General features: G+C 54.7%; 18 protein-coding genes. 7 read left to right on the top strand and 11 right to left on the bottom strand.

The genetic code is table 11. The features are described from left to right. Positions 1–166 precede the first annotated feature (166 nt). Positions 167–1,924: a D-lactate dehydrogenase gene (dld, locus tag INF86_RS01250; protein WP_023330164.1), complete on the top strand. Its 1,758-nt coding sequence runs from the start codon at positions 167–169 to the stop codon at positions 1,922–1,924. Between the two features lie 102 nt (positions 1,925–2,026). After that, entirely contained in the window at positions 2,027–2,581 is a 555-nt protein-coding gene (locus INF86_RS01245; protein WP_022648685.1) for a GNAT family N-acetyltransferase, read from the top strand. Positions 2,582–2,686: 105 nt separating this feature from the next. Here the strand turns inward: INF86_RS01245 and pbpG are convergent, their stop codons facing one another. Both pbpG and INF86_RS01235 read right to left on the bottom strand, forming a co-directional pair. Then, positions 2,687–3,610, bottom strand: coding sequence for a D-alanyl-D-alanine endopeptidase (gene pbpG / locus INF86_RS01240; protein ID WP_006811291.1), 924 nt, complete (start codon positions 3,608–3,610; stop codon positions 2,687–2,689). A 167-nt stretch (positions 3,611–3,777) separates the two neighbouring features. After that, positions 3,778–4,365, bottom strand: coding sequence for a Yip1 family protein (locus INF86_RS01235; protein WP_003859296.1), 588 nt, complete (start codon positions 4,363–4,365; stop codon positions 3,778–3,780). A gap of 157 nt (positions 4,366–4,522) precedes the next feature. Here INF86_RS01235 and INF86_RS01230 point away from each other — a divergent pair, with 157 nt between their 5' ends. Next, complete coding sequence (locus tag INF86_RS01230) at positions 4,523–5,095, top strand: DedA family protein (protein WP_022648686.1); 573 nt, start codon at positions 4,523–4,525, stop codon at positions 5,093–5,095. Positions 5,096–5,196: 101 nt separating this feature from the next. Here the strand turns inward: INF86_RS01230 and INF86_RS01225 are convergent, their stop codons facing one another. The 3 genes from INF86_RS01225 to dusC form a co-directional block, all read right to left on the bottom strand. Further along, positions 5,197–5,961 (bottom strand): SDR family oxidoreductase, encoded by a 765-nt coding sequence (locus INF86_RS01225; RefSeq protein WP_022648687.1) that lies wholly within the window; start codon positions 5,959–5,961, stop codon positions 5,197–5,199. A gap of 50 nt (positions 5,962–6,011) precedes the next feature. Further along, positions 6,012–7,430: a multidrug resistance outer membrane protein MdtQ gene (gene mdtQ, locus INF86_RS01220; protein WP_193543147.1), complete on the bottom strand. Its 1,419-nt coding sequence runs from the start codon at positions 7,428–7,430 to the stop codon at positions 6,012–6,014. Positions 7,431–7,764: 334 nt separating this feature from the next. Continuing rightward, entirely contained in the window at positions 7,765–8,700 is a 936-nt protein-coding gene (gene dusC / locus INF86_RS01215) for a tRNA dihydrouridine(16) synthase DusC (protein WP_193543146.1), read from the bottom strand. A 168-nt stretch (positions 8,701–8,868) separates the two neighbouring features. On the opposite strand from dusC, the gene INF86_RS01210 reads away from it, so the two are divergent. From INF86_RS01210 to sanA, 4 genes are all read left to right on the top strand, one after another. Beyond that, on the top strand, positions 8,869–9,264 hold the full coding sequence (locus INF86_RS01210; RefSeq protein ID WP_022648690.1) for a CidA/LrgA family protein: 396 nt from the start codon (positions 8,869–8,871) through the stop codon (positions 9,262–9,264). Beyond that, the gene (locus INF86_RS01205) at positions 9,261–9,956 is read left to right on the top strand and encodes a CidB/LrgB family autolysis modulator (RefSeq protein ID WP_022648691.1); all 696 of its coding nucleotides are present in this window, start codon (positions 9,261–9,263) and stop codon (positions 9,954–9,956) included. Before INF86_RS01210 ends, INF86_RS01205 begins: the two co-directional genes overlap by 4 nt. Before the next feature lie 128 nt (positions 9,957–10,084). Continuing rightward, complete coding sequence (cdd, locus tag INF86_RS01200) at positions 10,085–10,969, top strand: cytidine deaminase (protein ID WP_022648692.1); 885 nt, start codon at positions 10,085–10,087, stop codon at positions 10,967–10,969. Between the two features lie 127 nt (positions 10,970–11,096). Continuing rightward, positions 11,097–11,807 (top strand): outer membrane permeability protein SanA, encoded by a 711-nt coding sequence (gene sanA / locus INF86_RS01195; protein ID WP_022648693.1) that lies wholly within the window; start codon positions 11,097–11,099, stop codon positions 11,805–11,807. 127 nt (positions 11,808–11,934) lie between these two features. Here sanA and mglC read toward each other — a convergent pair whose 3' ends face one another. The 6 genes from mglC to folE all read right to left on the bottom strand — a co-directional run bounded on the left by mglC (position 11,935) and on the right by folE (position 18,877). Continuing rightward, positions 11,935–12,945 carry a galactose/methyl galactoside ABC transporter permease MglC gene (gene mglC / locus INF86_RS01190; RefSeq protein ID WP_022648694.1) on the bottom strand — a complete coding sequence of 337 codons (1,011 nt, stop codon included), beginning with the start codon at positions 12,943–12,945 and terminating at the stop codon, positions 11,935–11,937. A gap of 15 nt (positions 12,946–12,960) precedes the next feature. After that, positions 12,961–14,481, bottom strand: a complete 1,521-nt coding sequence (gene mglA, locus INF86_RS01185) for a galactose/methyl galactoside ABC transporter ATP-binding protein MglA (protein ID WP_003859320.1) — start codon at positions 14,479–14,481, stop codon at positions 12,961–12,963. 79 nt (positions 14,482–14,560) lie between these two features. Next, a complete protein-coding gene (mglB, locus tag INF86_RS01180) occupies positions 14,561–15,559 on the bottom strand; it encodes a galactose/glucose ABC transporter substrate-binding protein MglB (RefSeq protein ID WP_022648695.1) in 999 nt (332 codons plus the stop codon). A gap of 295 nt (positions 15,560–15,854) precedes the next feature. Then, positions 15,855–16,877: an HTH-type transcriptional regulator GalS gene (gene galS, locus INF86_RS01175; protein ID WP_003859324.1), complete on the bottom strand. Its 1,023-nt coding sequence runs from the start codon at positions 16,875–16,877 to the stop codon at positions 15,855–15,857. Between the two features lie 155 nt (positions 16,878–17,032). Beyond that, on the bottom strand, positions 17,033–18,190 hold the full coding sequence (yeiB, locus tag INF86_RS01170) for a DUF418 domain-containing protein YeiB (RefSeq protein WP_193543145.1): 1,158 nt from the start codon (positions 18,188–18,190) through the stop codon (positions 17,033–17,035). Positions 18,191–18,208: 18 nt separating this feature from the next. Continuing rightward, the gene (folE, locus tag INF86_RS01165) at positions 18,209–18,877 is read right to left on the bottom strand and encodes a GTP cyclohydrolase I FolE (RefSeq protein ID WP_017383384.1); all 669 of its coding nucleotides are present in this window, start codon (positions 18,875–18,877) and stop codon (positions 18,209–18,211) included. Positions 18,878–18,909: the final 32 nt, after the last annotated feature.

The raw sequence follows: 18,909 nt of genomic DNA, 5'->3' as shown, positions 1-18,909 counted from the left end.
ACCGCGGGAAGCACCCGGCCAGACCGTGCGAAAAGCGCAGTGTGCCACAAAGCCTGAAAACCTTGCAGGGTTATTCTCTGATTTTTCTCATGAATACCCGACCGCTCAACGGCTAATCGCGCTATGCTTTACAGCGAGAAATTTGCCCCACCACAAGGAGTGGAAGATGTCTTCTGTTCGAACTAACGATAACACTACTTTTATTAACGAACTGTCGCGCCTGGTTGGTCACTCTCACCTGCTTACCGACCCGGCCAAAACCGCCCGCTACCGTAAGGGCTTTCGCTCCGGCCAGGGCGACGCGCTGGCGGTGGTCTTCCCCGGTACGTTGCTCGAACTGTGGCGCGTGCTCAGCGCCTGCGTTGCGGCAGACAAGATTATTTTAATGCAGGCTGCTAACACCGGCCTGACTGAAGGCTCCACGCCGAACGGCAACGATTACGATCGTGACATCGTGATTATCAGCACCCTGCGCCTCGACAAACTGCACCTGCTGGACAAGGGTGAACAGGTACTCGCCTTCCCCGGCACCACGCTCTACTCGCTGGAAAAGGCGCTTAAGCCGCTGGGTCGCGAACCGCACTCGGTGATCGGCTCTTCGTGCATTGGTGCCTCGGTGATCGGCGGGATCTGCAATAACTCCGGCGGCTCGCTGGTGCAGCGCGGCCCGGCCTACACGGAGATGTCGCTGTTTGCCCGTATCGATGAAAACGGCAAGCTGACGCTGGTTAACCATTTGGGGATCGATCTGGGTGTAACGCCAGAGCAGATCCTCAGCAAACTTGACGATGACCGCGTGAAGGACGAAGACGTTCAGCACGATGGCCGTCACGCGCATGACCACGATTACATCACCCGCGTGCGCGATATCAATGCCGATACGCCAGCGCGCTATAACGCCGATCCGGATCGCCTGTTTGAATCCTCCGGCTGCGCGGGCAAGCTGGCCGTTTTTGCGGTGCGCCTCGATACCTTCCCGGCAGAGAAAAAGCAGCAGGTGTTTTACATTGGCACCAATCAGCCGGAGGTGCTGACGGAGATCCGCCGTCATATTCTGGCCGAGTTCACTCACCTGCCGGTGGCGGGCGAGTATATGCACCGGGACATTTATGACATCGCTGAGCGCTACGGCAAAGATACCTTCCTGATGATCGACAAGCTCGGCACCGACAAAATGCCGTTCTTCTTCACCATGAAGGGCCGCACCGACGCGATGCTGGAGAAAGTATCGCTGTTCAAACCGCACTTCACCGACCGCTTTATGCAGAAACTGGGCAACGCCTTCCCGGCGCATTTACCGGAGCGGATGAAGACCTGGCGCGATAAGTATGAGCACCACCTGCTGCTGAAAATGGCCGGGGACGGAATTGCCGAAGCGCAGAGCTGGCTCACCGAGTTCTTCAAAACTGCCGACGGGGATTTCTTCGCCTGCACGCCGGAAGAAGGCAGCAAAGCCTTCCTGCACCGCTTCGCCGCGGCGGGTGCGGCTATCCGTTATCAGGCTGTGCATTCCGAAGAGGTAGAGGATATTCTGGCGCTGGATATTGCCCTGCGTCGCAACGATACCGAGTGGTTTGAACATCTGCCGCCGGAGATTGACAGCAAGCTGGTGCACAAGCTCTATTACGGCCACTTCATGTGCTATGTCTTCCACCAGGATTACATCGTCAAAAAAGGGGTGGATGCGCATGCGTTGAAAGAGCAGATGCTGGCGTTGCTGCACGAGCGTGGCGCGCAATATCCTGCCGAGCACAACGTGGGGCATTTGTACAAAGCGCCGGAGACGCTTAAACAGTTTTATCGCAAAAATGACCCTACAAACAGTATGAACCCCGGCATTGGTAAGACAACGCGGAAGAAATACTGGAAAGAGAGTGCCGAAACAGAGGAGCACAATACGCAAGCCTCTGATGAACGCCTATAGCCAAATTTAAGAGATTGTTAAGCTCTCCTCAATCGTACTAGAGTATCTGCCTGTTGCCAGAGAAACGTTTCTCTGGCTTTCCAAACAAGGAGCGGGCAGAACATGTCGGCTGTAGAGATTTTACCCGAAACTGAAATCGAGGTGCGCGACGCCCTTCCTGACGATGCACATGCCATCTCGGCGATATACGCCTGGCATGTGCTTCATGGCCGTGCGTCCTTCGAGGAAGTTCCCCCCACCGTCGATGAGATGCGTCAGCGGATGAAGAGTGTGACCGACAGCGGTTTACCGTGGCTGGTTGCGCTGTATCGCGGCATTGTCGTCGGCTACTGCTACGCCACGTTTTATCGTCCACGTCAGGCCTACCGGTACACCCTTGAGGAATCCATCTATGTGGATGCCAGCACCACCGGGCGCGGGTTTGGCTCGGCGCTGATGGATGCCCTGATTGCACGGTGTGAGCAAGGTCCCTGGCGGCAGATGATTGCTGTGGTCGGTGACGGAAACAATAATGCGGGATCGTTACGGCTGCATAAAAAACATGGCTTCGAGGTTGTCGGTCAACTGCGCAGCGTAGGGTATAAGAAGGGCGACTGGCGGGATACGTTGATCATGCAGCGTCCACTCAACGATGGTGACTGGACGCTGCCGGAGTAGGCGCTTTCGCCCGGTGGCGCTCCGCTTACCGGGCCTACGTATCGGGGCCGCTTTAGGGCCGTAGGCCGGGTAAGGCGAAGCCGCCACCCGGCACAGACAGGCGATTCAGTCGTTCTGCGCCGTCGCCATCTGTTCCGCTTTCTGCTTTTTATACGCCAGCGCTGAAGCCGGCACCGGCTGCACTTTCCCGGTTTCAATCCAGGTGCGCAGGCGGCTGGCATCCGCAAAGTGGGTATATTTGCCGAAGGCATCCATCACCACCAGCGCCACTGGTTTACCGTTAAACACGGTGCGCATCACCAGGCAGTGCCCTGCCGCATTGGTGAATCCGGTCTTGGTTAACTGAATATTCCAGTTATCGCGATACACCAGATGGTTAGTGTTGCGGAACGGCAGCGTATACGCCGGGTTCGAGAATGTCGCCATCTCCTCACGCGTGGTGCTGAGCTGACCAATCAGCGGGTATTGCTTACTGGCGATCAGCAGCTTGGTTAAATCACGCGCCGTCGAGACGTTATGGATCGACAGACCGGTTGGCTCCACGAAATGGGTATTTTTCATCCCCAGCGCTTTGGCTTTGGCATTCATCGCGCGGATAAACGCGTCGTAACCGCCAGGATAATGGTGGGCAAGGCTCGCCGCCGCGCGGTTCTCTGAGGACATCAGCGCCAACAGCAGCATATTTTTACGGCTGATTTCACTGTTCAGACGCACGCGAGAGTAGATCCCTTTCATCTCTGGCGTGTGGCTGATATCCACTTTTAGCTTTTCGTCCAGCGGCAGTCGTGCATCAAGCACCACCATCGCGGTCATGACTTTGGTTATGGAAGCGATCGGGCGCACCAGATCCGGGTGACTGGCGTAGATCACCTTGTTGGTATTCAGGTCAACGATCATCGCGCTGCCGGACGCAATCTGGGGTTGCGCAGCAGCGGTGGCAACTGCGGGCGTTTTGGCGATGGCTGGCGCGGTAGCGGAGACGCCCAACAGTAGCGCAAGACTAAGGAGTGACACTCGAAATTTCAGCATGATGAGACTTCTGATAATGATTCACGCACGTTATGACGTACACCGCCTGTGTCGACGGATAAACACAGGCTGGCTTCGGCATCATAGCGGTCACCGTGCGTTGTCGCCAGCGGAGAATCATAACCAGATGCTGCATTGCTGGCATTTACGCCAGCAATGCAGGGGACTTAAAAGAGACGGTATCCATAACCCCAAAGAATAACTGTCAGGGCCAGTAGCGCCTCAAGGACCAGCACGCCGATGGCAAGCGTAGAGCTGGAGAAGCTCAGGCCCTCTTCTTTATTGATGTTGAGGAAGGTTGGCACTCCTACATACAGCAGATAACCGGTGTAAAAGAGGGCAACCGTACCGATCAGCGCGCACAGCCAGACCAGTGGATAGAGCGCAACAATACCGCTTAAGAACAGCGGGGTCGCGACGTATCCGGCGAAGACCATACAGTGTGCCAGCGACGGGCGTTGCGGATAGTTGCGCGCCATCCAGTGGATGACCCGCCCCATTACCGCCACCCCGGCCAGCATCAGGCCATAAAACAGAATGGCCAGGTACAGTCCGGTAAACCAGGAAAGCTGAACCACGGTGCCGTCACCAAAGTTCCAGCCTATTTGTGTAGTACCAATAAACGCGCAGACCACCGGCACCGCTGCCATCAGCAGGACGTGGTGGGTGTAGTGATGCGCGACCGTTTCGTTCTCGTTACGGATGACCTGCATTTCACGATCGGGATGGGAGAAAAGTCCCCAGACATGGTTCATAACGCCCCCTTGTTGTCGGCCCGTCAGCGATAGCTAAAGTATAATGCAGGCTTTAGATTATTTTATGTACAGTGGGAAATTTCCGTTGATTGCCGCGTGGTTGATGGATGGGGTATATGATTAACGCAGGCACAGTAAGGGAGACGACATTTACTTAATGGATATCAACGGTCTTATTGAACAATATGGATACGCCGCGCTGGTCATCGGCAGCGTGGCAGAGGGTGAAACCATCACGCTGCTGGGCGGAGTGGCCGCACATCAGGGATTGCTGAAATTCCCGCTGGTGGTCGCCGCCGTCGCACTGGGCGGTATGATTGGCGACCAGCTGCTCTACTTTCTGGGTCTGCGCTTTGGTCCGACGCTTTTACAACGTTTTGCTAAGCATCAAAAGAAAATTCGTCGTGCTCAGCGGCTTATCCAGCGGCATCCCTATATGTTTGTGATTGGCACCCGCTTTATGTATGGCTTTCGCATCATTGGGCCAATACTGATTGGCGCGAGCCGCTTACCGCCGAAAATTTTCCTGCCGCTGAACATTATCGGGGCGATTGCCTGGGCGCTGATTTTTACCACGCTTGGCTACGTGGGTGGCGAAGTGATAGGCCCGTGGCTGCATAATCTCGATCAGCATCTTAAACACTGGGCCTGGTTGATCCTGGTTGTTGCGGTGGTGATTGGGGTACGGCTGTGGCTCAAGCATCGTGAAAAGCGGCGGGATGAAGAGTGAGTGCGGCCTGCTGCCCCTCACCCTACCCCTCTCACCAAAGGGGAGAGGGAACTCTATACACCCTCTCCCCTTTGGGGAGAGGGCTGGGGTGAGGGGAATGTTTATTCTGCTGGCTTAAACTGCGGATTCGCCAGCATAAAACCGCCGTCGACGATAAACGACTGCCCGGTGGTGTAGCTGGCGTCGCTGTCACACAGCCACGCCACCAGGCTGGCTATTTCTTTGGTATGCCCTGGCCGTGCCAGCGGGATTTCCGGCATTGAACCTTCTTTCACTTCGCTGTCGTCCATATCATTCATCGGCGTGGCGATCGCACCAGGCGCAACGGCGTTCACCAGAATCTTATGTTTAACCAGCTCCAGCGCCATCGATTTTGTTAATCCGCCCAGGGCATGTTTGGCCGCCGTATAGGCGCTGGCGTCCGGCAATGGTGTATGTTCATGCACCGAGGTGATGTTCACGATCCGCCCCCCTTCTCCCTGCTTCACCATCTGACGCGCCGCGATTTGCGAGCAGAGAAACGCGCCGTCCACGTCAACGGTGAATATGTGCCGCCAGTCGTCAAACGACAGGTCCAGAAATGGCGCTTTGTTCATCGCCCCGGCATTGTTAACCAGCACATCCAGCCGCCCGAAACGCGTAATCAGGGTTTCAATGGCCTTTGCGCCTTCCGGCAAATTGCTTAAGTCGAGCTGGATGGCCTCGGCACGCTGCCCGCGCGCTTCAATTTCACGGCAGGTTGCCAGCGCCCCTTCCTCATCTGAATGCCAGGTCACCCCGATATCAAACCCGCGTTCGGCCAGCATCAGGGCCGTCGTTTTGCCAATTCCTGAATCCGATGCGGTAACAATTGCGACTCGCGTCATACTCACCTCCTGAAAATCTGCAAAGAGGTAAGTATAGATAATGCGCGATTTTAGCTGTGATGATATCCGCCACCCAGCGCGGAGGTGAGCTGGAGCGTAGCATCCACGTACTGACCTTTCAGCATCAACCCGGCAATACGCTCTTTGAGCGCCGGAATTTTTGCTTCACTCACCCGCGAGCCGGCAATGATCCCCGCGCTGAAGCGCGCCTGTGCCAGCGCAACGACGCGCGCCGCATCTTTTTCGATCTGCTGCTGGTGCTGATTTTTGGCGGTCAGGGTTTCCACTTCGCTGGCCGTCCGGGCAACCTGGTTTACGGCGTCCACTACGGCCTTGTTGTAGTTCGCCACGGAGAGGTTGTTTTGTGCCTGGGCGATATCCAGGTTCGCATTCAACCGACCACTGTCAAAAATTGGCAGCGTCAGCCCCGCGGTTACGCCCATTTGCTGAGCAGATGAGCGGAACAGGTCGCTAAGGTGCAATGCATCCTGCTGCAAGAACGCCATCAAATTGATGTCAGGGTAGAACGCGGCTCTGGCGGCATCCACTTCGCTCATGGACGCTTCGATATACCAGTGCGCCTCCTGCAAATCCGGGCGGCGAGCCAGCAGCTCATAACCGAGCGTTGACGGCAGCGACGCCTCTGCGTCAGGTAAGGCATGCCGGGCGAGCGTGACTGAAGGGGTATTGGTCAATGCATTCAGACGCGCCTCAATGGCCTTCATTTTGCCGTGCACGTCAGCGAGCTGTTCATCGGTTTTGCTGGCATTGATATCTGTTTCAACGCCTTCCACCGAGGAGGTAATGCCGTGTTGATAAAGCTCACGATCGGCACCGATGATATTTTCCTGCTCCCGTTTGATCTGCGCGAGCACGTCACCCACCGCGGCCTCGGTCTGCCAGTCCCAGTACAGCCGCGCGACGCTGCTGGCGAGCAGCTGTCGGGTCTGCTCCAGCTCCGCTTTTTGCGCATTCACTTTACCGATGCGGGCCTCAATTTGGGCGCGGTTTTTACCCCATAAATCCAGATCCCATCCGGCCGTCAGACCAAAGGTGCCGTTGGTGTACCAGGGTCCGGTTGTCCCCGCCGCCGGGTCAGTCAGGGCGAATGGCCCCATCAGCCCCTCTGCCGACATCTTTTGCCGTTCCACATCTGCGGAAAAATCCATTTGTGGACCATCAGCAGCGACAGCGGCTTTCGCCTGTGCTTCTGCCAGGGTGATGCGCTGCCGGGCAATTTGCATATCCGGTGCATCCGCCAGCGCTTTAGCAATCAGCGCGTTGAGCTGAGGGTCATTAAAATCTTTCCACCATTCGTTTTTTGGCCAGTCGGCATGACTTAGTTGGGTATTTACAGCAGCGTCGGCGGCTTGCGTTTTCACTGGAGACACCGTGGCATGTTCCGGCGCGCAGGCGGCCAGCATAAAAATAAGGGGAGCACTCAGAGATAAAGTAAGAGAACGTTTCATTACGCCATAAACTCAAAAAAAATAAAGGCGCAACTTACGCTTACTGACGTTCCGTTTTTTAGTAACGCGTGGCAATCCGCATATTGTTATACATTTTCATATCCGGAAATTTATTCCCCAAGCGAATGATTTAATTTCACCTATTCATACCAATTATGAATTGACTGCTACACTTACTGACGACAGACATACGCAGGAGAGGCGAATGAAAATATTATTGTGGGTTATTTTGATTATATTTCTGATAGGGCTGCTGGTGGTAACCGGTGTATTCAAAATGATTTTCTGATACGTTTGCCCGGCTCCGCGCCGGGCAAACGTATTCACACTTCGCTCAGTGCTTCGACTGGATCACACGGGCAATATCCGCCGACGTCTGTAGCGTACGGATCTCCTGAAATAATCCCAGCGCGTCGTCGTACTCTTTCCGTAAATAACTCAGCCACTGCTTAATGCGCGCGACGTGATACAACCCGGTATCGCCCTGCTTTTCCAGCCGCGTGTATTTTTGCAGGAGTTTCACCACGTCCGCCCACGGCATCCGCGGCTCATTGTATTTCACCACCCGGCTGAGGTTCGGCACGTTCAGCGCACCGCGGCCAATCATCACGGCATTACAGCCGGTCTCTTTGAGGCAGGCCTGCGCGCTCTCATAATCCCAGATTTCGCCGTTAGCAATCACCGGAATAGTAAGCCGTTTGCGGATCTCGCCAATCGCCTGCCAGTTAATGCGCTCGGCTTTATAACCATCCTCTTTGGTTCGCCCGTGCACCACCAGCTCGGTGGCGCCCGCCTGCTGCACCGCGTCGGCAATTTCAAACTGCTTGTCGCTGCTGTCCCATCCCAGCCGCACTTTGACCGTCACCGGTAGATGCGATGGCACCGCCTCACGCATGGCCTTTGCGCCGCGATAAATCAATTCCGGATCTTTGAGTAACGTCGCCCCGCCGCCGCTGCCGTTGACCAGCTTTGACGGACAGCCGCAGTTAAGATCGACACCGTACGAGCCAAGCGCTACCGCGCGGGCGGCGTTTTCCGCCAGCCACTCAGGATACTGGCCGAGCAGCTGGACGCGCACCAGCGTACCGGAGGGGGTGCGGCTCTGACGATGCAGTTCCGGACAGAGACGATAAAATGATTTTTCTGGCAGCAACATATCGACTACGCGCAAAAACTCCGTCACGCAGAGATCGTAATCGTTCACCTCGGTAAGCAGCTCGCGCACAAGAGAGTCGAGCACGCCTTCCATCGGGGCCAGTAAAACACGCATTCTGAGTACCTGTGAAAAAAGACGCGCTATAGTAGCTGCTCTCTATGTATGTTGAAAGCCCGGCGTTCCATTCTGGAATGTCTGGTATGCCCAAAATTCATGATGTGATCCGTGGCACATTTTCAGGTTTAATTGTATGATGAATACGTCTCAGCAAGGACTTTCACCATGAGCAAATCACTGAATACTATCTGGCAATACCTTCGCGCCTTCGTCCTGATTTATGCCTGCCTGTACGCCGGCATTTTTATCGCGTCGCTGCTGCCTATTACCATCCCCGGCAGCATTATCGGCATGTTGATCCTGTTTGTGCTGCTGGCATTACAGGTGCTGCCCGCGAAATGGGTCAACCCGGGGTGCTTCGTTCTCATTCGCTATATGGCCCTGCTTTTTGTGCCTATCGGCGTTGGGGTTATGCAGTATTACGATGTGCTTAAGGCGCAGTTCGGCCCGATAGTGGTCTCCTGCGCCATCAGTACGCTGGTGGTTTTCCTGGTCGTCAGCTGGAGCTCACATATTGTGCATGGCGAACGTAAGGTCATCGGGGAGAAAACAAAAAAATGATGGCGAATATCTGGTGGTCCCTGCCGTTAACCCTGGTGGTGTTCTTTGCTGCGCGTAAGCTTGCGGTTCGTTTCAAAATGCCGTTGCTCAACCCGCTGCTGGTCGCCATGGTGGTGATTATTCCTTTTCTGCTGCTCACCGGCATTTCTTATGAACGTTACTTCGCCGGGAGCAAGATCCTCAACGATTTGTTGCAGCCTGCCGTGGTGGCGCTGGCGTTTCCTTTATATGAGCAACTGCATCAGATCCGCGCGCGCTGGAAATCCATCATTACTATCTGCTTTGTGGGTAGCCTTGTTGCGATGATCACCGGTACCTCGGTGGCCTTATTGATGGGCGCATCGCCGCAGATCGCCGCCTCTATCCTGCCTAAATCCGTTACTACGCCGATTGCCATGGCCGTGGGCGGCAGCATCGGCGGCATTCCGGCCATCAGCGCCGTGTGCGTGATTTTCGTCGGTATCCTGGGCGCGGTGTTTGGTCATACACTGCTGAATATCATGAAAATTCGGACCAAAGCGGCGCGCGGTCTGGCGATGGGTACCGCCTCGCACGCGCTGGGCACCGCACGCTGCGCGGAGCTGGATTATCAGGAAGGGGCATTCAGCTCGCTGGCGCTGGTGATCTGCGGGATTATAACCTCCCTGCTCGCGCCGTTTATCTTCCCGATTATTCTGGCAGTAATGGGCTAAAATTTGCGATGCGTCGCGCAAATTTCATTTTCATTTCATAAGTTGCATACATAATGAGATTTGGATCACATATAAAGGCCGTACGGCTCCGTACACTACCGATCCATTAACCTTGATGAGGCAACGTCATGCATCCACGTTTTCAAGCTGCTTTCTCTCAGCTTGCAGAGAATTTGCAATCAGCCCTGGCTCCGGTTCTGGCGGATGCGCATTTCCCCGCCCTGCTGACGGCAGATCAGGTCACGACGCTTAAACAGGCAACGGGGCTGGACGAAGACGCGCTGGCTTTCGCCCTGCTGCCGCTGGCGGCTGCTTGCGCCCGCGCTGACCTTTCCCATTTTAACGTAGGCGCAATTGCGCGCGGCGTGAGCGGGACCTGGTACTTCGGCGGGAACATGGAGTTTCTCGGTGCGACCATGCAGCAAACCGTTCATGCGGAGCAGAGTGCCATCAGTCACGCCTGGCTGCGCGGCGAAAAGGCCCTGCGCGCCATCACCGTCAACTATACCCCTTGCGGCCACTGCCGCCAGTTTATGAATGAGCTGAACAGCGGTCTTGAACTGCGTATCAACCTGCCGGGACGCGCGCCGCATACGCTGGGTGATTACCTGCCGGATGCTTTTGGCCCTAAAGATCTTGAGATCAAAACCCTGCTGATGGACGAGCAGGACCACGGTTACGCGCTCTCAGGGGATGCGCTCAGCGAAGCGGCCATTGCCGCCGCCAATAAAAGCCACACGCCATACAGCAAATCACCAAGCGGCGTCGCCCTTCAGTGCCGCGACGGCCGCATCTTCACCGGCAGCTATGCAGAGAACGCCGCGTTTAACCCGACGCTGCCTCCGCTCCAGGGCGCCCTGAACCTGCTCAGCCTGAACGGGTATGACTACCCGGATATTCAGCGCGCGATCCTCGCTGAAAAGGCCGATGCACCGCTGATCCAGTGGGACGCGACCGCAGCCACGCTGAAAGCGCTGGGCTGTTCAACCATCGACCGCGTGCTGCTGGCATAATCTGTTCGGCGGGCAGATCTGCCCGCCAGTCTGACGAAAAACCCCTCAGTTGAATCGCTGTTTCTTGCGCTAACCAGGCGGGTACAGTAGCCTGAGGGAAATTTCATCATCGGTACGAGCCATCTGCATGTTAAAGCGCGTGTTTTACAGCCTGTCTGTCCTGGTCGGCATACTGCTGTTGATCGTGCTGGGTCTCGACCGCTGGATGAGCTGGAAAACAGCTCCCTACATTTTTGACGACCTACAGGACCTCCCCTACCGCCAGGTTGGCGTGGTGCTTGGCACCGCCAAGTATTACCGCACCGGCGTCATCAATCAGTATTACCGGTATCGTATTCAGGGCGCGCTGAACGCCTATAACAGCGGCAAGGTGAACTATCTGCTGCTGAGCGGCGATAACGCCCTGCAAAGCTATAACGAGCCGGTGACGATGCGCAAAGATCTGATTGCCGCAGGCGTCGACCCGGCCGATATCGTGCTCGACTACGCCGGATTCCGCACCCTTGATTCCATCGTGCGCACCCGCAAGGTGTTCGACACCAACGATTTCATCATCATCACCCAGCGTTTCCACTGCGAGCGGGCGCTGTTTATCGCCCTGCATATGGGGATCCAGGCCCAGTGCTACGCCGTGCCGTCGCCAAAAGATATGCTGAGCGTACGCGTACGTGAGTTTGGCGCCCGTTTTGGCGCGCTGGCTGACCTGTATCTGTTCAAACGTGAACCGCGCTTTTTAGGCCCGCTGGTGCCGATCCCAACGATGCACGAAGTGCCTGAAAATGCGCAAGGTTATCCGGCGGTGACGCCGGAGCAGCTGCTGGAAATGCAGAAGAAGTAATAACTGATGTCGGGTGGCGGCTTCGCCTTACCCGACCTACGATCGCGATTTTGTAGGCCCGGTAAGCGTCGCGCCACCGGGCAAAAAAAGGCCCGCTACGTGAGCGGGCCTTTCCATTCTGAAGAACTTATTTCTTACGCGCGTACTTCAGTGAATCCAGGGCAACCGCGAAGATAATGATCGCGCCCTTGATGATGTACTGCCAGTACGGGTTCACGCCGATGTAGGTCAGGCCGTAGTTGATCACGGTGAAGATGATCACACCGGTCACCACGCCCAGCACGGTACCCACGCCGCCGCTGAAGGAGACGCCGCCGACCACGCAGGCCGCAATCGCATCCAGCTCGTACATAAAACCGAGGTTGTTGGTGGCAGAGCCGATACGGCCTGCTTCCAGCATCCCGCCGAAGGCGTAGAACACACCGGACAGGGCATAAATCATCAGCAGGTTCAGAGCCACGTTGACGCCGGAGACTTTCGCCGCTTCCGGGTTGCCGCCGATAGCAAAGATGTTTTTACCGAAGCGGGTTTTGTTCCACAGGATCCAGACGAACGCCACCGCAATCAGCGCATAGAAGGTGATATAGGAGAGACGGAAGCTGCCCAGCGCAACAAACCCCTGCGTGAAGGTCGAGAAGCCGCTTTCGAAGCCAGAGATTGGAGACGCGCCGACGAAATCGTAGTACAGGGAGTTGATACCATAAACGATGATCATCGTGCCAAGCGTGGTGATGAATGGCGTCACGTTCAGGTAAGCAATGATGATGCCGTTAATCAGGCCAATTACCGCGCCGATGGCGCATACGATCAGGATCACCACGAAAATCGGCATGGTCGCCATCTCCGGGAACACCTTGTTGGCGTTTTCCATCGACTGCAACAGGGTTGCCGCAATAACCGCCGCCAGACCCACCTGGCGCCCTGCCGAAAGGTCTGTCCCCTGGGTAACGATGAGCCCTGCCACGCCCAACGCGATGATAATACGTACGGAAGACTGGGTCAGAATATTACTTAAGTTCAGCAGACTTAAGAACGTTGGGTCCTGGAAAATAATTATCGCCAGCAAGACTAAAAGAACAACGTAAATACCGCCTTCTTTCAGATAAGTGAGAAAACTTTTTTTATTTAACGCACTCATGAGGAGCCCCTGATCTTAAAGGTGCAAAGACGCAAGACGCAAAATTTCGTTTTGCGTTGTCGTTTTGGTTTCAACAATACCGGCAACGAGACCATTGCTCATAACCAGAATACGGTCTGTGATCCCTAACAATTCCGGCATTTCGGAAGAAATAATAATGATCCCTTTATCTTTTTTCGCCAGCTCTGCGATCAGCTGGTAAATCTCGAATTTTGCACCCACGTCGATACCGCGCGTAGGTTCATCCAGCATCAGTATTTCAGGCTGGGTTAATAGCCAGCGACCAATAATGACTTTCTGCTGGTTCCCTCCCGAGAGTGAGCCAATTTGCGTGCGGTGGCCCGGCGTTTTCACGCGCATGGAGTCAATCACCCATTGGGTATCGCTCTTCATGCGGGAATTATCCAGCAACCCGACCTTGTTTTTGTAATTGCGAATATTAGAAATTAACGAGTTAAAGTTAATATCAAGATAAGCGTAAATACCGGTGGAACGCCGCTCTTCCGTCACCAGCGCAAAACCATTATTAATGGCTTCATTGGCGTTGTGGTTGTTGATTTTCTTACCGTGCAGGGTAATGGTGCCCTCGGCTTTCTCACGGATACCAAACAGGGTTTCCACGATATCGGTGCGCTTAGCGCCCACCAGCCCTGCGATACCAAGGATCTCGCCCTTGTGCAAATCGAAAGAGACATCGCGGATGGACGGCTGACGCAGTGAGGTCAGGTTACGCACCTCCAGAATCACTTCGCCCGGCTTGTTTTCTTTATCCGGGAAGCGCTGGTTCAATGAACGGCCAACCATCATGGCGATGATCTTGTCCATGTCCAGCCCTTCCAGCGGCTGGGTGGCAATCCACTGGCCATCGCGCAGGATGGTAATTTCATCGCACAGCTGGAAGATCTCTTCCATTTTATGTGAGATATAGACAATGCCGCAGCCGCGATCTTTCAGCTTACGGATGATGGTAAAAAGGTGGTTAACCTCTTTTTCCGTCAATGACGATGTCGGTTCATCCATGATCACGATTTTCGCATCATAGGAGAACGCTTTGGCAATTTCGATCATCTGCATCTGGGAAACGGATAATGTCCCGACACGTGCGCGCGGGTCAATATCAATATCCAGCTCATCGAAAATGGCTTTGGTGTCGCGATACATTTTATCCTGATCGACAAAGACACCTTTGGTTGGATAGCGGCCCAACCACATATTATCCATAACTGAACGTTGCAGAACCAGGTTTAATTCCTGGTGTACCATCGAGATACCGTTCTCCAGCGCTTCTTTCGCTGAATGGAAGTCGATCTCTTTTCCCTGAAAAAGAATGCTGCCAGAATCTTTTTGATAGATCCCAAAAAGGCATTTTAATAATGTTGATTTACCCGCACCGTTTTCACCCATTAACGCATGAATAGAGTGAGGACGAACTTTTAAATTAACATTATCGAGCGCCTTAACACCGGGGAATGACTTGTTAACACCGGTCATTTCCAACAAGTATTCACCGGACGACTGAGTAGTTGTGCTGACCATAATTATACCTTGTTGGCCTCGCATATCGCGTTATAAAAGGGCGCAACGAATTGCGCCCAGTGAAGACAATTCAGATAACTTATTTACCGATAAACTCAGCCAGGTTGGACTGGTCTACGCCCACATAAGGAACGCGAACGATTTTGTTTTCAATTTTCCAGCTGGTGCCGTCAGCAGCGCCTTTACCATCAGCGAGGTTTTTCGCCAGATCGAAGGTGGCTTTCGCCTGGTTGTTAGCATCGTTCAGCACGGTACCGGCCATTGCGCCAGATTTCACCAGCGCCAGCGCTTCTGGCAGGGCATCCACACCGAATACAGGAATGGCGGATTTGTTGTGTGCTTTCAGCGCTTCAACTGCACCCATTGCCATTGCATCGTTGTTGGCGATGACCACTTCAATTTTGTTGGCGTTCGGGCCAGAGAGCCACGCATCCATCTTATCTTTCGCCTGAGCGGTGTCCCACATTGCGGTGTCTAACGCCAGCTGCTGGGTTTTCAGGCCCTTGTCGTTCAGCTCTTTAATAACGTAGGTGGTACGTGCTTCAGCATCCGGATGGCCCGGTTCGCCTTTCAGCAGAACGAACTGAATCTGACCATCTTTGTTCATATCCCAGTTTGGGTTCGCCGCCCAGTGTTTCGCAATCAGATCGCCCTGGATAATCCCGGACTCTTTGGAGTCAGTACCCACGTAATACGCTTTATCGTAGCTGTCCAGCGCTTTACGGGAAGGCTCTTTGTTGAAGAAGACAATCGGCACGTTCTGGCCGCGTGCTTTCTCGATCACCGTACCTGCCGCAGCCGGGTCAACCAGGTTAATAGCCAGCGCTTTCACGCCTTTTGCCAGAAGAACGTCAATCTGATCGTTCTGTTTAGACTGGTCATTCTGGGAGTCATTCATCAGCAGCTGCACGTCTGGCGCTGATTTAGCATCTTTTTCAATTGCTTTACGCACAACGGACATGAAGTTGTCGTCGTATTTATAGATAGTCACGCCAATACGGGTATCCGCTGCGTGTGCTGCTGCGCCAAAAAGCATGCTTGCCATGACAGCAGACAGAGTCAACACCTTCTTATTCATGGTATCTCCGGTTTTTTTTATGCAGGGTAGTTCTTGTGAAAAACGGTCGGCGGGCAGATGTTAATAAAACGTTACTGATCGCCGAAGTTCACTTATAAAATGTCCAGCTTCCGTGTTCGGTAACGCTCCAGAAATGCGTTTTATTCGTTGTTTGAGGCATTCTGGTAACGGTAAAAGTGAATAATCACCGTTACATTGTGTTTCAGCCCCTAAAACGCTGACATCATAGACAGCGGCTTGTTAAGATACTGTGAATTTACTCACAGATTGAAAACGGTTACATCACGTGATGTTATCAGTTAGTGATCGGAGCCACAGTTTGTCGGATAGCGACCGAATGGCGGCGTACTAAAGTCGGCATAAAACAATGCGTTGCGTCAGGATCTAACAGTCCTGCCGCCCCCTGTAACGCCAGCTCTGTCGCCAGTTTCGCCATCGACGCAATAGGGTAACGCACCGTTGTCAGCTGCGGATCGGTGTAACGGGCAATCGGGATATCATCAAAACCGATCAGCGATAAATGCTGCGGCACCGCAATGCCATTATCTTTCAGCGCGGTAAGCGCACCTGCCGCCATGCTGTCGTTATAGGCAAACACGGCCGTCAGCTGAAGATTACGCCCCAGCAGTTCCACCATTGCCGCTTCACCGCCCTGCATGTCCGGCGAACCGGTACCAACCCAGCTCTCCAGCGGCGCAATGCCCTGTTCTTTCAGGGCGTTTTGCCAGCCCTCACGGCGCATCATGTCGTCTTCAATACCGTGGCTGGAAGCCAGATAACCAATGCGCTGATGGCCGTTACTGATGAGCATCCGCGTCGCCATCATCGCGCCGCTGATGTTATCCAGACCGACACAGCGGTGCGCATAACCGGGGACGATACGGTTGATCAGCACCATACCGGGGATCTGCTCCATAAACCCGGCCAGCTCTTCATCGCTCAGGGCTTTTGAGTGCACAATCAGGGCGTTACAGCGCTGGCGGATCAGTACCTCAATGGCATAACGCTCTTTTTCAGCCTCGTGATAGCTGTTGCCAATCAGCACATATTTCTGGTGCTGCTGAGCAACGACGTCCACCGCTTTGACCAGCGCGCCGAAGAAGGCGTCCGACACGTCCATCACCACGACGCCAATGGTATCGCTGACCTGCGTCGCCAGCGCCTGAGCATTGGCGTTTGGCCGGTACCCCAACTGGGTCACGGCTTTCATTACGGTTTCACGCGTTTCAGGGCTGACCAGCGCACTGTTGTTCAGCACGCGGGAGACAGTAGCAACAGAAACACCCGCCTGGCGGGCGACGTCACGAATGGTGATCATATTCACCACCCTTAAAAGGATTGCAGCAACTCACAGACACCCCCTGTGTTTAGCAAGGTGGCTATTCTGGCAGCGAGAGAGAAGAGACTACGTGAAGAAGCTCACACAGATGAAAACGCTTACATCCGTTTTGTTAATGATTGTGATCCAGATCGTTATCTGGATGTATTACGCAATGACACGCCCGACGCAAGGGCGGTTAACCGTCGCCATACCCACTCCAGCGGGCCCTGGCGGAAAAAACGCAGCCAGATAACTGAAAACACCACGTTAACAATCCAGACCGGAATAACAAACGTCAGCAGCGTCAGGCGATCGAATTTCATAAACAGGCCGAATCGGTAGAAAAGCGTGGTGCATATCAGCGTTTGCAGGATGTAATTACTTAACGCCATCCGTCCAACGCAGGCCACCGCACTGACGATCCACAGGCGTGAAAGCCGGGGCCAGAAGCCATTGATCAGCGCCGCATAGCCAATGGTCTGGAACGGCGCGCTCAGTTCGCGCGGCACCTGCAACAGGAAGGCGCACCAGCGGTAATCCCACTGAAGATGCCACTGTAAGATCACCGCCGGAAGGTTAATCATCACGCCGAGCAGTACCAGGCCAGCGCCTGTGAGACGATAGTGTCGCAGGCTAAATTCTCCTTTCAGCCAGCCGGTGCGCATCAGGGCTGCGCCCATCAGCATCATCCCCGCCAGCTGCCAGCCGTATTGCGCCCCCAGCGCCAGCAGGTTATCGCCGAGCATATCGGCCCGGTTGCCGATCGCTTCTATGCCGCCTTTCAGCTTCCAGAACTGCTCATATTGCAGATTGGCCGCATCCGGGATCCACGAACGACTGGTGGAAGCATCAGCGATCATGCCAAGCAGCAATAACACGGTCAGTCCCATGACATAGAGCATCACGCCAGTGTTAAAGAGGCTTTTTACACCGGGCGCGTCGCGGATCAGCCGCCAGCAAATCAGGCCCACCAGACCATACGCGAGCAGAATATCGCCGTCCCAGAAAAGCAGCCCGTGAATAAAACCGAGGATAACCAGCAGCGTTAAACGCGACTGGATCCAGCGCGTACCGCGTTTGAGGAGAAGCTGAAGTCCCGCGCCAAACAGAAGCGCAAAGAGGGTCAGAAATTTAACCTGTGCGAAGAGATCAAGGATTGCCCACGTCCAGGCGTCGCTGCGCGTGATGTCGCCATACCACGCAGGGTTCAGATAGGCGGCCTTCGGCAGACCGAAGGCGCTGATATTCAGCAGCAGGATACCGAGAATGGCGACGCCGCGAACAAAATCGAGCGTGACGTTTCGCTCCATGGTCCCTGCCCTGTCTGATTAGTTGTGGTGGCGCACGGCGCGCAGAAACTCCTGGCGGGTGTTCTGGCTCGATTTGAACAGGCCGCCCAGCGAGGTGGTGGTAGTCGCGCTGGTTGCATCACGCACGCCACGCGCTTTCACGCAGTAGTGAACCGCGTCGATAGACACCGCCACGTTGTTAGTCCCTAACAGGGTTTGCAGTGCGGTCAGGATCTGCTGCGTCAGACGCTCCTGCACCTGAGGACGCTGGGCAAAGAACTGCACGATGCGGTTGATCTTGGACAGGCCAATGACCGTATCTTTTGGAATATAGGCCACCGTCGCTTTACCATCGATGGTCACAAAGTGATGCTCGCAGGTGCTGGTCAGCGTGATATCGCGTACCGTCACCATCTCATCGACCTTCATCTTGTTTTCAATGACGGTGATTTTCGGGAAGTTCGCGTAATCCAGGCCGGAGAAAATTTCGTCGACGTACATTTTCGCGATGCGGTGCGGCGTCTCCATCAGGCTGTCGTCGCTCAGATCGAGATTCAGCAGTTGCATGATCTCCGTCATATGGCCGGCGATCAGACTCTTGCGGGTAACATTGTCCAGCTCCTGCACGGGCGGGCGCAGTGGCGTTTCAAGACCGCGCGCAACCAGCGCTTCATGGACAAGGGCTGCTTCTTTACTGAGTGATGACATTCTTTTCTCCTGCAGGTGTGGCGTCTTTTGCC

Source organism: Enterobacter cloacae complex sp. I1M (assembly GCF_014982425.1).
Taxonomy (GTDB): Bacteria; Pseudomonadota; Gammaproteobacteria; order Enterobacterales; family Enterobacteriaceae; genus Enterobacter; species Enterobacter intestinihominis.
Note: the sequence above shows the minus strand (reverse complement) of the source record. Positions and strands in the feature narration are given on the sequence as shown.